The organism is Neisseria mucosa, from assembly GCF_013267835.1.
Lineage (GTDB): Bacteria > Pseudomonadota > Gammaproteobacteria > Burkholderiales > Neisseriaceae > Neisseria.
The window spans coordinates 1,475,970-1,489,527 of record NZ_CP053939.1 but is presented as its reverse complement, the minus strand read 5'-3'; the positions used below and the strand labels follow the sequence as shown (position 1 = coordinate 1,489,527).

Here is a 13,558-nt window from a genome sequence, read left to right as displayed (position 1 = left end):
CCTCAAAACCGTACTTATAATCCCAGCAGACGAAATCATAAGCATTTATCAGATTCGTCTCAATCAAAAAAGTTTAACGGTCGTTCAGACGGCCTCTGAGGTATGGAAACGGTATTTTCGAATATTTAATTTTAAAAGGTTTTATGCAACTACATGTTTTAATTTTGGATATTTTTCTGTCAAATGCTTGGTTCATGAAATCAAGCTGTCGGTTATGCCGTTTAAAACCCTTCTAGAATAAAAACTTTTAATAAATTTTCTCGGCTTAACTTATTTTAAAAGTTTATTGTTTTGTGAAGAAAAAAGAATTTTGTTGACAATCAGGTTAATTATAATGAGCCTAAGTCAAAGTTTTAAATTGAAATACGCTATAGTCATTATAATAGATTGATGAATAAATCACATTTATTGCTATATAAACAATAGAATAACTCTATTGAAAATAATTAAATTATTTATGACAAGCAATCAGACGGATTTTTTCCGTAGAACCCATTTAATGTCCTGCCCGATGATTTCTACCGATTGACTCAGCCAGGGGCCGTCTGAAAGTAGGGCGGCCGGATTTTCAGGGAGGGAGAATAGAGGTTTGCCTGCGCCTAACAGTTTCGGCGCTTGGTAGAGGACGATTTCATCCACCAAGTCATCCTTCAGGAAGGCTGAGACAAGTGTTGAGCCGGCTTCTGCCAGAACTTCGCCAAAGCCAAGCTCTGCCAGTTGCGGCATGAGGGAAGGAAGATTGATGCGGCCGTTGATGTGTTCAGACGGCCTGATGATGCGGATATGTTCAAATTTACCCAGCGCCTGCAAACGTTTTTCGTCTGAGGAAAGGGTAACGATAACGGTCGGGCTGTCGGTATCGGTCACGAGGTGGCAGTCCAAAGGGATTTGCAGACGGCTGTCTAAGACGATGCGCGCAGGCTGGCGCAGGGTGGGGAAGCTGCGGACGTTGAGTTTCGGGTTGTCGGCAAGTACGGTGCCGATACCGGTCAAAACGGCGCAACTTTCGGCGCGGAGAATTTGTACGTCTTCGCGCGCCGCTTCGCCGGTAATCCAAAAGCTGCGGCCGTCTGAAAGAGCGGTTTTGCCGTCCAAACTGGCGGCGCATTTGAGGCGGATAAACGGTCTGCCGCGTTCGATACGCGATAGGAAACCGCGGTTGAGCTCGCGCGCCTGCGCTTCCAGCAAACCGCTTTCGGTACGGATTCCGGCGGCTTCCAGCATGGACAAACCTTTGCCTGCGACCAATGGGTTAGGGTCAGTCATGGAGGCGACCACACGTGCTACGCCGGAATGAATCAGCGCTTCGGCGCATGGCGGCGTGCGGCCGTAATGGCTGCAAGGCTCCAGCGTGACATAGGCTGTTGCGCCTTTTGCCGCCGCTTGGGCCTGCCTCAAGGCGTGAACTTCAGCGTGCGGCTCGCCTGCTTTGACGTGGAAACCTTGTCCGACGATTTGGGCGCCGTGTGCAATCACGCAACCTACGCGGGGATTGGGGGAAGTAGAAAACCGCCCAAGCTTGGCCAGCTCGAGGGCGGTTTGCATCATTTGGGTATCAAGTGCGGAAAACATGGTTTCAGACGGCCTTATTTGGCTTTGCATTCGGCGATGACTTGGGTGAATTCGGAAACGTCTTTAAAGCTTTTATAGACGGACGCGAAGCGGACATAAGCGACTTGGTCGATTTTTGCCAGCTCCTCCATCGCCATTTCGCCGACGATGCGCGAAGCGACTTCTTTTTTGCCCAAACGGTAGAGGCGCTGCTCGATCAGGGCAACGGTTTCGTCGATTTGTTCTTGCGTGACAGGGCGTTTGTGCAGCGCGCGCTCAAGGCTGGTCTGCAGTTTGTGCGGATTAAAGGGAACCCGTGTGCCGTTGGATTTGATGACTTGCGGCATCCGCATTTCAACGGTTTCAAAAGTGCTGAAGCGTTGTCCGCATTCCAAGCATTTGCGGCGGCGACGGATGCTGTTGGTGTCTTCCAGCCATCGCGAGTCGGTTACTTGAGTGTTGGGGTGTTGGCAAAACGGGCACTTCATCGGGTTTCCTTGTCATACGCTCGGCAAGGTCGCTAAGCAATTGAATTTATTGTTTGTGAACTATTATTGTAGCGGATTGCGTTATTTTCGTATAGTAAAGGCTTTTGCGTAGAATTTAGGTATAAAAAGGCCGTCTGAAAGGGCAGCTTTGGCGAAGTCGGGCTTTTCAGACGGCCTTGTGTTTTTCAGTCAATCACACGTCAAACCGATACGCCGACGGCACGGGCGATTTCCAAACCTTCTTCCGCGCTCATGTAAACCGGATTGTCGGGGCGGTCGCTGAGGACAATGTCGCCGTCTTGAAACATCACCAATTCATTGACTGCCAATTGCGACCAGGTTTCATCGCGCGTCAGGGGCAGGGTGGCGATGACAGAAACTTTATCGTTCGGGGTGGTCACTTCTGAAAAATCGACCATGACATCATCGTCCAGCAGGCGTGCTTTGCCAAACGGGGCTTTGCGCACGATGTAGTGCAGCAAGGTGCTGGCGTGGGCAAACAGGCAGTCGCCGTTGGACATCACGAAATTAAACAAGCCGTAGCGGCGGATTTCATGGGTCAGGCCGGCAATGGCGTCAAACAAAACTTCAGGTTCGGGCTTGGTGGCAAAGCGGCTGCGCAGGCGGTTGAGAATAAAGCAGAACGCGCGTTCGGAATCGGTTGAGCCGACGGCATGGTAGTACTCGCCCTGCTCGGGAAAAAAATCAATTAAATGACCGTTGTGGGCAAACAGCCAATATTCGCCCCACATCTCGCGCATGAAGGGATGAGTGTTTGCCAATGAGGTCTGGCCTTGTGAGGCCTTGCGGATATGGGCGATAACGTTTTTAGATTTGATTTGGTAGGCGCGTACCAAGTCGGCAACGGGCGAGTTGGCGCTGGGTTTGTCGTCGTGAAACAAGCGCACGCCTTTGCCTTCGAAAAAGCCGATACCGAAGCCGTCGGCGTGGTGGTCGGTAATGCCGCCGCGACGGCGGAAGCCTTCAAAAGAAAACATGATGTCTGTGGGAGTGTTGCAATTCATGCCGAGCAGTTGGCACATGGTGTTAACCTTTATTTTTGGGGTATTTATAGGGTTATTATGGTGTATCGGGCAGGCAGTTTCAATATGTAGAGTGTGATATGTTTATAACTGTCTCATACTTGGCGGGCCGTCTGAAAAATTGCTGTCAAAAATTCAGACGGCCTTAAAGTGTTCCCAGACCGGGCGGCATTGTTCGGGTAAGTCGGGGCAGGCGCCGAGTATGCCGCCGCTGAAGTCGTTGGGGCGGTGGAAGTCGCTGCCTGCGCTGGCGAGAAAGTCGAAGCGGTCGGCAAGCAGGGCATAGTTGAGGCGGTCGTTTTTGCAGCAGTTGCCGCTGTGTACTTCAATCCCTGCGCCGCCGAGGTTTTTAAATTCTTGAAACAGGTTTCGTTTGGCGGTGGCGGATAATTCATAGCGCATCGGGTGGGCAATAATGGCCATGCCGCCCGCGCCTGTAATCGCGGCTACGCAGTCTTCCAGTGTGGCCCATTCATGTCTGACGGAACAGGATTTGCCGTCGCCCAGGTATTTGGTAAACGCCTGCTGTTTGTTTTTGACATGGCCTGCGCGGATGAGGAATTCGGCAATGTGGGTGCGGCTGGCCATTTCTTTGTTGGCGGCCAATGCCAGTGCGCCTTCATACGCGCCTGTGATGCCTTTTTTTTCCAGTTTGGCCGCGATGGCTTCCAATCGTTTCAGACGGCCTTTGCGGACTTCGGCAAGCAGGTTTTGCAGGGTTTCGTTGTGTTCGTCAAAGTCCAAGCCGACAACGTGGATGGTGCGGCCGCGCCAAGTGACGGATATTTCTACGCCGTTGATGAAGGGGAGGCCGAGGGTATCGGCTTCGGCGCGAGCTTCGGCCAGTCCGCCGGTATGGTCGTGGTCGGTCAGGGCGAGCAGGGTGCAACCGTTTTGACGGGCGAGTCGGACGACTTCGGTTGGGGAGAGCATGCCGTCTGAAACGGTCGAATGGCAGTGTAAATCAATCATGGTTTTGCTTTGAATTTTCTCAAAAAAGGCCGTCTGAACGTTTCAGACGGCCTTGATTTGTTAGAACAGAGAGTCCAGTTGTTGTTTGTTATTGTTGCCGGTATTGCTTGGCAGAACTGGGGTTTCGTCTAATTCTTCACGGGCTGGCGCATTGCCGCTCTCAGTGCGGCGGCGGTTTTCATTCGGAACCGCGCGACGGGTAGGTTGAGCGGGACGCGGTGCAACGCCGCTGTTGTCCAAGGCCAGGTCGGAGCTGGTGGTCATGCGTTCGCGCATATACACTTCGCCGCCGTTCGAAACCACGCCCTCAGGGGCTTTCATCGGTTTGACGCTGGTGCCTTTCAGGGCGAAGCGCATATATTCTACCCATACCGGTACGGCGATTGTACCACCGTAACCTGCACGACCCATGCTGCGCGGTTTGTCAAAGCCGATATAGACGGCAGTCACAACGCTAGGGTTGAAGCCGACAAACCATGCGTCTTTGTTGTCGTTGGTGGTACCGGTTTTACCGGCGATGTCGGCGCGGCCGAGTGCGGCTGCACCGCGTGCGGTACCGACACGGACAACGTCTTGCATGATTTTGTACATGATGTAGGCGTTGCGCGGGTCAATGGCCTGAGGCGCGTTTTCACCGGCTACCAAAGGCTGCATTTGCGCTCTCAGACGGCCTTGGCTGTCGTAGATTTTGTCGATGACGTGGGCGGACACTTTGTAACCGCCGTTGGCAAAGACGCTGTAACCTTCTGCAATACGCAACGGCGTGGTTTCGCCTGTACCCAAAGCCATAGACAGGCTGGCAGGGATTTCAGACGGCTTGAAGCCGAAGCGTTGGATGTATTGTTGCGCGTAACCGATACCAATAGACATCAGGATGCGGATGGACACCATGTTTTTCGAAGCGGTCAAAGCCTGGCGCAGCGTGATGTAACCGGAATAGCGGCCGTCTGAATTTTTCGGGTTCCACGCTTTGCCGTTTGCACCTTTGCCCGGCAGGGAAATCGGCGCATCGTTAATCATGGTGGAAGCAGTCATGCCTTTTGCCAAGGCGGCGGAATAAACGAACGGTTTGAACGTCGAGCCGGGTTGGCGCATGGCTTGAGTTGCGCGGTTGAAGGTTTTGCTGTGGTAGTCGTAGCCGCCGACCAATGCGCGGACTGCGCCGGTTTTCGCATCTAAAGACACCAATGCGCCTTGCAGCAAAGGCTCTTGAACGACGGTAAAGGTATCGCCGCTGCCTTTAACGCGGATGACGGAGCCGCGGCGGATGCGGTCTTCGCCCATTTTTTCGTTGTTGACGGCACGGGCGGCAAAGCCTAAAGCGTGGCTGTTCAACGTGACTTTACGGCCGCTCGGCAACTGAATCTGTACACCTTTGCGGGAGGCTTCCAATACAACCGCCGGAATCATTTTATCGACGGTATAAAGTGTAGAAAGGTATTGGCTGACGGTTTCTTCTACGTTGTCGCTTTTGCTCAGGTCGATGTAGTTTTCTGCGCCGCGGTAGCTGCTGCCGCGGTCGAAATTACGCAGGACTTTACGCAGGGCTTCGGTGGCCACGCGTTGGTGTGCAGTATCGACGGTGGTGTATACCTTGAAGCCTTGCGTGTAGGCATCTTCGCCGTATTTCTCAAACAGCTCTTGACGCACCATTTCGGCAACGTACAGGGCGCTTTGATCGATGTTTTGTACAAAACGCTCGTAATGCAACTCTTCTTTCAAAGCCTGATCACGTTGCTGCAGGGTAATCATGCCTTCTTCCAGCATATTGTTCAGAATATAAGCCTGACGCAGTTTGGCGCGTTCAGGGTTTACAATCGGATTGTAGGCGGAAGGGGCTTTGGGCAAGCCGGCCAACATGGCGGCTTCGGCCAATGTTAACTCGTTAACATTTTTGTTGAAATAAATTTGGGCTGCAGATGCGAAACCATAAGCGCGTTGACCCAAATAGATTTGGTTGAAGTACAGCTCCAAAATCTTGTCTTTGCTCAAAGACTGCTCGATTTTGTAAGCCAACAGGGCTTCGTTGAATTTACGGGTAAACGAACGCTCGCTGCTCAGGTAGAAGTTTTTGGCAACCTGCTGCGTAATCGTACTGGCACCGGATTGAACGCCGCCGGCCATGACGTTGCCGATCGCGGCGCGCGCCACACCCCAAACGTCCACGCCCCAGTGGTCGTAGAAGCGTTTGTCTTCGGCTGCAATCACGGCATTTTTCAAAACTTTGGGAAAGTCACCGATTTTGGTGAATTCACGCCGTTGCTCGCCGTAAACGCCAATCACTTGGCCGTCTGAAGAATAAATCGTCAGCGGCATTTTGGGTTTGTAGTGTTGTAAAGTGTCCAAAGACGGCAGCTTCGGATAGGTGACCAAAATTGCAATTGCAAGCAGCCCCACACCGAAAAGAGCCAGTCCCAATAAGAGACCCAGGCAGGTCGTTATAATCTTTTTAATCATGACTAAGTAATAATTTGCCATTAATGGCGATAAATAAAGTAAAATGGGAAACGATTTCTATCAGCCACAGTCAATACTGTGCAAAGAATAAGAAGTCCTTTATGGATAACGAAACAGTTACTCACTCCTAAATGATACAGGGAAGTCAAATCATGCGCTTATTTAAAAGCACGAAAGATACCAAAACAGGCAAGGCTTCTAGCGGATTGAACAACCGCTCTGCCATCGGCGTCGACATCAGCCAACATGCCATTAAGATGGTACAACTGACAGGCCGTAGTTTAAACCAAATTCAGCTGGAAAAATACGTTATTACCAAATTGCCTAAAAATATTGTCAAAGGCAACAAAATTCAAGACTACGATCAGCTTGCTACCTACATCCAGCATACTTACGCACAATTACGCAGTTCTTGCAAAAATATTGTTGCGGCCGTGCCACAAAATTTGGCGACAGTCGAACAAATTATTTACAACCCGCGTGATACCGATTTGGACTTGGAAGAGTTTGTCGAGGCGGAAGTCGGCCAATTTGCGCCGATTGAAGAAATGAACTACGACTTTCAAGCCGAAGAAGTCGGTTCGGGTCAGCATGTTTTAGCGGTTGCCGCCAAAAAAGACGATGTCGAGCCGCGCATTGAAATGTTTGAGAATGCGGGCCTGCCTTTGTCTGCTTTGGATTTGGACTTGCTGGCGCAACGCAATGCCTTCGTTTATTGGATGAATACGCATGCCCCCGAGATGGCAGATGAAAAAGTTGCTGTGTTCGGCATTCATGCGACGCAAATGTATGCCCTGATCCTGCAAAACGGCCGTATTCTTTACAAACAAGAAACGCCGGTCAGCACTGAGCAGCTCAATCAGCTGATTCAGCGGACTTATCAGGTAACGGAAGAAAAAGCCGCGCAAATGATGGCTTCTCAAAACAAGCCTTCTGACTACCAATCTCAGATTGCCGACCGTTTTAACGTACAGGTTGCACAAGAAGTTCAGCGTGTTTTGCAATTTTACTATACCACGCAAGCCACTGATTCCTTCTCCAATATCAAACACATCCTGCTGACCGGCTTTACCGCGCAGCAGGCAGGTTTGGCGGAAAGCATTTTCTCGCAAACCAATACGGCGACAGAATATCTGCATCCGATTTCATATGTGGAACGCAGTGCAAAAGTAGAATTGCCGCAGCTTCAAATTGATGCGCCGTCACTGACCTTGGCGTTCGGATTGGCATTAAGGGGACTTTGAGAACATGATTGAATTAACCAGAATCAACCTTCTCCCGTATCGGGAGGAGATTAAACAGCGCAAGCAGCAGCAATTCAAAGTATTGATGTTTGGCGCCTTTGCAGTGGGTTTGGGCTTGGCGGCCGCAACCTATCTCGGTATTGACAACGCCATCAGTAATCAAGAAGGGCGCAACAACTTCCTGCAAACCGAAATCGACAGACTCGATAGGGAATTGGGCGAAATCGATAAACTTCAGCAAGAAAAAGAAGCCTTCTTGGCTAAAAAGCTGAAAGTGGAAGAATTGCAGGAAAAACGCTATCAAGCGGCCTATATCCTTGATTCTTTGAATACGCTTACGCCCGATAATACTTATTTGACCGCGTTGGAAGCCGAAAGCCCGACCAGCTATAAAATCAGCGGCCATGCCATCAGCGACAATAAAATCGCTGTTATGATGCGCTCCCTGCCAAGTACAGGTATTTTCTTGCAGCCTGAATTGTTGAGCATTAAAAAAGTAGATAACTACCAAGAATTTACTTTGAAATCTTCAATCAACCAAGTGAATACGCCGGCTCCTGCACCGACTGCCCAAAGCAGCGGTGAAATGGCCGAACCTGTGGCCGAACCTGCTCCGGAGGCTCAATAATGGCATCTAAAAACCTGAAACAATTGGACGTACAAAACCTGTACCTGCTCAATATGCCTTCAAAACTTTTGCTGGCAGGTTTATTGATTGTCGGTATGTTGGCTTTGGGCTATGTCGGCGTATTTAAAGATCAGATTGAAACCTTGAATACGCAGGAAGCCAAAGAAGATGAGCTGAAGGAAACCTTTACGCGTAAAAGCATTCAGGCGGCAAGCTTGAACAATCTGAAGGCTGAATTGGCTTCGATCCGTTCTGCATTTGACGTTTTGTTGAAACAACTTCCGACCGACGCGGAAATTCCGAACCTGATTCAAGAGCTGCATCAGGCAGGTTCAACCAACGGACTGCGTTTGGACAGCGTTGCACCGCTCCAACCTGAAAACGATGGTCCGATCCAAAAATTGCCGTATCAGATTTCCATCACAGGCAAATACTCACAGATCAGCCAATTTACCCGTGATGTAGGCGATTTGTCGCGCATTATTACTTTAGATTCTTTAAAACTCGTGAACGCAGGCGAGGACAAAGAAGGCAAAGGTAATAAAGGCGAGTTGACATTGAGCGCGATTGCAACGACTTACAAAGCACGTCCGGCCGAAGAGATTGCTGCCGAATTGGCTGCGCAACAGGCACAAGAAGAAGGCAAACCTGCCGAGAATGAGCAAAAATAAAAGAATAGGGAAATCATGAAAAAAATCATCTTACTCTTAAGTCTTCTTCCCTTGGCAGCCTGTACGCAAAGCTATGAAGATTTGACTCAATGGATGACGCAAACCCGTCAGGAAGCAAAATCCAAGATTATTCCGTTTGAAGAGCCGACGGTTACATTGCCTAAGCCGTATAGCCCGCCGAACTTTAAAGGCATGAATGCGTTTGATTCACGCCGTTTGGACACTGCCCCTAAAGGCGGCAATGCGCCGGATGTAAACCGTCCGAAAGAAACCTTGGAAGCCTTCAGTTTGGAAAATATGGCTTTTGTCGGAACGCTGCAAAGCGGCGGCAAAGTTTCCGGATTTATCAAAGTCAACGACCATGTTTATACCGTTTATCCCGGAAACTACATCGGTCAGAATTACGGCAGAATCCAAAGTATTACTGAAGATAAAATTATCCTGACCGAGCAAGTTGAAGACAGCTACGGCAACTGGGTGTACCGGAAGGCCGAATTGCCGTTGAGCAACAAAGACGCGGATTCTTCCGATAGCTCAGATAGTTCGAATACAAATTAATTTAGGGGTCTCACTCGATTATGAAAACCAAGCACATGACAAAATTATTTGCCGGCTTCAGCGTTGCCCTCGCTGTTCAGACGGCCTTTGCAGGCAATATTACCGATATCAACGTTTCCACTTTGCCTGACAACCAAAAAATCATCAAAATCCGTTTCGACAAAGACGTCACCACACCTCATGGTTTTGTAACATCTACTCCGGCGCGTATTGCATTGGATTTTGCCAATACCAATATCCGTTTGCCTCAGCCTGTTTTGGAATATGCCGACCCATTGCTGCATCAAATTACTGCGGCGCAAAACAATGACCGCGCACGCGTGGTTTTGGGTTTGAACAAAATCAGCCAATACAATACCGAAATTCGCGACAACGAAGTTTGGGTATTTGTAAACGAATCTACTGACCAAACCAATGCGGCCGTTGCAAATGAACGTGCGGCTACGCCGTCTACCGCGCGTGCTGCTCAGACTTATCAAGCCGTTTCAGCAGCCAATATTGATTTTCGCAAAGGCGCACGCAATTCCGGCATTATTGAATTGTCCGCCCCTGGTTTCAGCGGACAGCCGGACATTAAACAGCAGCGTGACCGCGTCGTTGTAACCTTGAAAAACCATACGCTGCCGACACAAGCGCAACGCAGTTTGGATGTGGCTGACTTCAATACGCCTGTACAAAACGTTACGCTCAAACGTATCGGCAATTCTACCCAGCTCATTATCCGCAACAATAATGCAAATTGGGACATCAATACCAAAGCTTCTTCCGGACGCTTTGTATTTGAAGTATCGCCTAAAGCCGCCAATACCGAATCCGGCGGTTTGAACCAAAATGCAAACAAATCGTTCAAAGGCCGTAAAATTTCCTTGGACTTCCAAGATGTAGAAGTCCGTACCATTTTGCAGATTTTGGCAAAAGAATCCGGCGTGAATATTGTTGCCAGCGATACCGTCAAAGGCACCATGACCCTGTCCCTGAAAGAGGTACCTTGGGATCAGGCTTTGGACTTGGTCATGCAGGCGCGCAATTTGGATATGCGCCGTCAAGGCAACATCATCAATATCGCACCTCGCGATGAATTGTTGGCAAAAGACAAAGCCTTCTTGCAGGCGGAAAAAGAGATTGCCGAATTGGGTCCGCTGTATTCTCAAACCTTCCAGTTGAAATACAAAAACGTGGAAGAATTCCGCAAAATTTTGCGTTTGGAAGAATACGACAGCAATAATTCCAATACCCGCAACACTCTGTTGAGCAACCGAGGCAGCGCCTTAATCGATCCGGCCACCAATACGCTGATCGTAACCGACAACCGCGGCGTGATTGAGAAATTCCGCAAACTGATTGATGAATTGGATGTTCCAACCCGTCAAGTAATGGTGGAAGCGCGTATTGTGGAGGCAGAAGATACCTTCTTCCGCAACTTGGGCGTTAAATTCGGTTCCGGTGGTGCGAGCGGCCGTACGGCATGGGGTAGCAACTGGAGCAATGCGCAAGCCAACCATAACACCAATGCTTCGTTTAACCGTGGTGATGTCGGCTATCCTACTTGGTCCTTGGATCCAAACGTCAGCCTGCCGACCGCAGCCGCAGTCAACAGCATTGCGCTGGTGCGTGCGTTCTCGTCTGGCGCATTGGGTTTGGAAATCAGCGCGTCTGAAGAGCAAGGTAAGAGCAAAACCATTTCCAATCCGCGCGTGCTGACACAAGACCGCAAAGAAGCCAAAATTGAATCCGGTACGGAAATTCCTTACCAAGAGGCTTCTTCCAGCGGTGCGACTTCGATTACCTTCAAGAAAGCCGTTTTGGGCTTGACCGTAACGCCGAACATTACGCCTGACGGTCAAATCATCATGACTGTGAAGATTAATCGTGATACCCCGATTGACTGTACCGTAGATTCTCTGACAACCAAGTGTATCAACACCAAACACTTGAATACCCAAGCCATGGTTGAAGATGGAGGTACGCTGATTGTCGGTGGTATTTACGAGGAAGAAAGCACCAATGCGGTGAACAAAGTACCTATTTTGGGTGATATTCCTGTTGTCGGCAATTTGTTCAAATCACGCGGTAAACGTGAAAACCGCCGCGAGCTGTTGATCTTCATCACGCCGCGCATTATGGATAATGTGGGTAACAATCTGCGTTACTGATTTTTAAAATGACAAACAGGCATATCTGTAAAGGTATGCCTGTTTTGGTTTTCAGACGGCCTGAGATGAAAAGGCCGTCTGAAAAACGACGAACTTTTCCACGAAACCACCATATCGTATAAAATGACCCTCATGGAAAAAATCAACGGCAATTTAATTTTAATCGGGCTGATGGGCGCGGGCAAAACCACTTTGGGCAAGCAGCTTGCCCAAATGTTTGAATGCCCGTTTTACGACAGCGACTACGAAATCTGCACTTCATCGGGCGTATCCATTCCGACCATTTTTGAGATGGAAGGGGAGGAAGGCTTCCGCAACCGCGAAACCAATATGCTGAAAAAGCTTGCTTCCCGGCGCAACATCGTTTTATCGACCGGTGGCGGCTCCGTGTTACGCAGTGAAAACAGACAGATTCTGCGCCAAAACGGCACGGTTGTTTATCTGCATGCCAGCCCTGAAACCTTGCTGGAGCGTACCCGTTACGACAGCAACCGGCCGCTGTTGCAAGTTGCCAACCCTTTGGCCAAACTGCAAGAGCTGTATGACCAGCGCGATACGCTGTACCGTCAAACCGCCCATTTCGTCATCGAATCCGACAGCTGCCACAAAACGCTCAAACGGCTGATTGAAATATTGAGCGAATAACACGCTTTACAAAGGAACACCATGCGCACCCTGACTGTCCAAACCCCGTCCCATCAATACCCCATCTTTATCGGGCATAAACTGATCGAGCAGGCCGATACGCTGCTTCAGCCCTATTTAGGCAAAAAAGCGGCCATCATTACCAACGAAACCGTTGCGCCGCTTTACCTCAAACAGCTTCAGACGGCCTTAGACAGACTGGGCGTGCCGCATTTCAGCATCATCCTTCCCGACGGCGAAGAATATAAAAACTGGCAGACGCTTAACCTGATTTACGATGGCCTGATGCAAAACCGTGCCGAACGCAAAACCACTTTAATCGCTTTGGGCGGCGGCGTGATAGGCGATATGGTCGGCTTTGCCGCAGCAACTTATCAGCGTGGCGCACCTTTTATCCAAGTACCGACCACATTGCTCAGCCAGGTTGATTCCTCGGTCGGCGGTAAAACCGCCATCAACCATCCGCTCGGTAAAAACATGATTGGCGCGTTCTACCAGCCGCAAGCCGTTCTGGCCGATTTGACCGCCCTGCAAACGCTGCCGCAGCGCGAACTTTCCGCAGGCATGGCCGAAGTCATCAAATACGGCGCATTGGGCGATGCCGAATTTTTTGCCTGGTTGGAAGAAAATATGGCCGACCTGATGGCGCAACATCAAGAAAAAATGGCGGAAGCCGTTTACCATTGCTGCAAAATGAAGGCCGATATTGTTGCCCAAGACGAAACCGAGCAGGGCATCCGCGCATGGCTTAATCTCGGCCATACTTTCGGCCATGCCATCGAAGCCGAAATGGGCTACGGCGTATGGCTGCATGGCGAAGCCGTTGCCGCCGGTTGCGTCCTTGCTTCCCGTTTGTCGCAAATCTTGGGCAAAACCCGACAAGCCGACACCGAACGCATTGCCGCTTTAATGAAAGCCGCCTCCCTCCCGTCTGCGCCGCCCGTTTTCTCCTTTGAAAAATGGATTGAACACATGAGCCACGACAAAAAAGTCAGCAGCGGCATCATGCGTTTTGTCGGCTTGGAATACTTGGGCAAAGCCAATATCACTGAAATTACCGATATGGAAATCCTCCGCCAAACCTTGCAGCCATATTTGTGAGGAATGAAGTAGGTTTGCTTTAAAACCAAAGGCCGTCTGAAAGTCAT

The 13,558-nt window shown here is 50.0% G+C and carries 12 protein-coding genes; 7 read left to right on the top strand and 5 right to left on the bottom strand.

Annotation, left to right across the window (positions count from 1 at the left end; all coding sequences use genetic code 11):
* Window positions 1-468: 468 nt before the first annotated feature.
* The 5 genes from ribD to FOC66_RS07000 form a co-directional block, all read right to left on the bottom strand.
* Window positions 469-1,572: a bifunctional diaminohydroxyphosphoribosylaminopyrimidine deaminase/5-amino-6-(5-phosphoribosylamino)uracil reductase RibD gene (gene ribD, locus FOC66_RS07020; protein WP_003748981.1), complete on the bottom strand. Its 1,104-nt coding sequence runs from the start codon at window positions 1,570-1,572 to the stop codon at window positions 469-471.
* Window positions 1,573-1,586: 14 nt separating this feature from the next.
* Window positions 1,587-2,039, bottom strand: coding sequence for a transcriptional regulator NrdR (gene nrdR / locus FOC66_RS07015; RefSeq protein WP_003748978.1), 453 nt, complete (start codon window positions 2,037-2,039; stop codon window positions 1,587-1,589).
* 200 nt (window positions 2,040-2,239) lie between these two features.
* Window positions 2,240-3,082: a class II glutamine amidotransferase gene (locus FOC66_RS07010; protein WP_003748976.1), complete on the bottom strand. Its 843-nt coding sequence runs from the start codon at window positions 3,080-3,082 to the stop codon at window positions 2,240-2,242.
* 135 nt (window positions 3,083-3,217) lie between these two features.
* Window positions 3,218-4,054: a PHP domain-containing protein gene (locus tag FOC66_RS07005; protein WP_003748974.1), complete on the bottom strand. Its 837-nt coding sequence runs from the start codon at window positions 4,052-4,054 to the stop codon at window positions 3,218-3,220.
* Window positions 4,055-4,114: 60 nt separating this feature from the next.
* Window positions 4,115-6,511 (bottom strand): penicillin-binding protein 1A, encoded by a 2,397-nt coding sequence (locus FOC66_RS07000; RefSeq protein WP_036494021.1) that lies wholly within the window; start codon window positions 6,509-6,511, stop codon window positions 4,115-4,117.
* A 152-nt stretch (window positions 6,512-6,663) separates the two neighbouring features.
* Here FOC66_RS07000 and pilM point away from each other — a divergent pair, with 152 nt between their 5' ends.
* From pilM to aroB, 7 genes are all read left to right on the top strand, one after another.
* Entirely contained in the window at window positions 6,664-7,755 is a 1,092-nt protein-coding gene (gene pilM, locus FOC66_RS06995; RefSeq protein ID WP_003748971.1) for a type IV pilus assembly protein PilM, read from the top strand.
* A 4-nt stretch (window positions 7,756-7,759) separates the two neighbouring features.
* On the top strand, window positions 7,760-8,383 hold the full coding sequence (locus tag FOC66_RS06990; RefSeq protein ID WP_003748969.1) for a PilN domain-containing protein: 624 nt from the start codon (window positions 7,760-7,762) through the stop codon (window positions 8,381-8,383).
* Window positions 8,383-9,054, top strand: a complete 672-nt coding sequence (locus tag FOC66_RS06985; RefSeq protein ID WP_003748967.1) for a type 4a pilus biogenesis protein PilO — start codon at window positions 8,383-8,385, stop codon at window positions 9,052-9,054. The genes FOC66_RS06990 and FOC66_RS06985 overlap by 1 nt, the downstream gene beginning before the upstream one ends.
* 15 nt (window positions 9,055-9,069) lie before the next feature.
* Entirely contained in the window at window positions 9,070-9,612 is a 543-nt protein-coding gene (locus FOC66_RS06980; protein WP_003748964.1) for a pilus assembly protein PilP, read from the top strand.
* A gap of 20 nt (window positions 9,613-9,632) precedes the next feature.
* Complete coding sequence (gene pilQ / locus FOC66_RS06975; RefSeq protein WP_003748961.1) at window positions 9,633-11,765, top strand: type IV pilus secretin PilQ; 2,133 nt, start codon at window positions 9,633-9,635, stop codon at window positions 11,763-11,765.
* A gap of 132 nt (window positions 11,766-11,897) precedes the next feature.
* Window positions 11,898-12,410: a shikimate kinase gene (locus FOC66_RS10755; RefSeq protein WP_036494019.1), complete on the top strand. Its 513-nt coding sequence runs from the start codon at window positions 11,898-11,900 to the stop codon at window positions 12,408-12,410.
* Window positions 12,411-12,431: 21 nt separating this feature from the next.
* A complete protein-coding gene (aroB, locus tag FOC66_RS06965; RefSeq protein ID WP_003748957.1) occupies window positions 12,432-13,511 on the top strand; it encodes a 3-dehydroquinate synthase in 1,080 nt (359 codons plus the stop codon).
* Window positions 13,512-13,558: the final 47 nt, after the last annotated feature.

Bases quoted from the DNA above. Each gene is read 5' to 3' on its own strand.
- aroB (WP_003748957.1), top strand. From the start codon at position 12,432: ATGCGCACCCTGACTGTCCAAACCCCGTCCCATCAATACCCCATCTTT.
- FOC66_RS06980 (WP_003748964.1), top strand. From the start codon at position 9,070: ATGAAAAAAATCATCTTACTCTTAAGTCTTCTTCCCTTGGCAGCCTGT.
- FOC66_RS06990 (WP_003748969.1), top strand. From the start codon at position 7,760: ATGATTGAATTAACCAGAATCAACCTTCTCCCGTATCGGGAGGAGATT.
- pilM (WP_003748971.1), top strand. From the start codon at position 6,664: ATGCGCTTATTTAAAAGCACGAAAGATACCAAAACAGGCAAGGCTTCT.
- nrdR (WP_003748978.1), bottom strand. From the start codon at position 2,039: ATGAAGTGCCCGTTTTGCCAACACCCCAACACTCAAGTAACCGACTCG.
- FOC66_RS06985 (WP_003748967.1), top strand. From the start codon at position 8,383: ATGGCATCTAAAAACCTGAAACAATTGGACGTACAAAACCTGTACCTG.
- FOC66_RS10755 (WP_036494019.1), top strand. From the start codon at position 11,898: ATGGAAAAAATCAACGGCAATTTAATTTTAATCGGGCTGATGGGCGCG.
- FOC66_RS07000 (WP_036494021.1), bottom strand. From the start codon at position 6,511: ATGATTAAAAAGATTATAACGACCTGCCTGGGTCTCTTATTGGGACTG.
- FOC66_RS07005 (WP_003748974.1), bottom strand. From the start codon at position 4,054: ATGATTGATTTACACTGCCATTCGACCGTTTCAGACGGCATGCTCTCC.
- FOC66_RS07010 (WP_003748976.1), bottom strand. From the start codon at position 3,082: ATGTGCCAACTGCTCGGCATGAATTGCAACACTCCCACAGACATCATG.
- ribD (WP_003748981.1), bottom strand. From the start codon at position 1,572: ATGTTTTCCGCACTTGATACCCAAATGATGCAAACCGCCCTCGAGCTG.
- pilQ (WP_003748961.1), top strand. From the start codon at position 9,633: ATGAAAACCAAGCACATGACAAAATTATTTGCCGGCTTCAGCGTTGCC.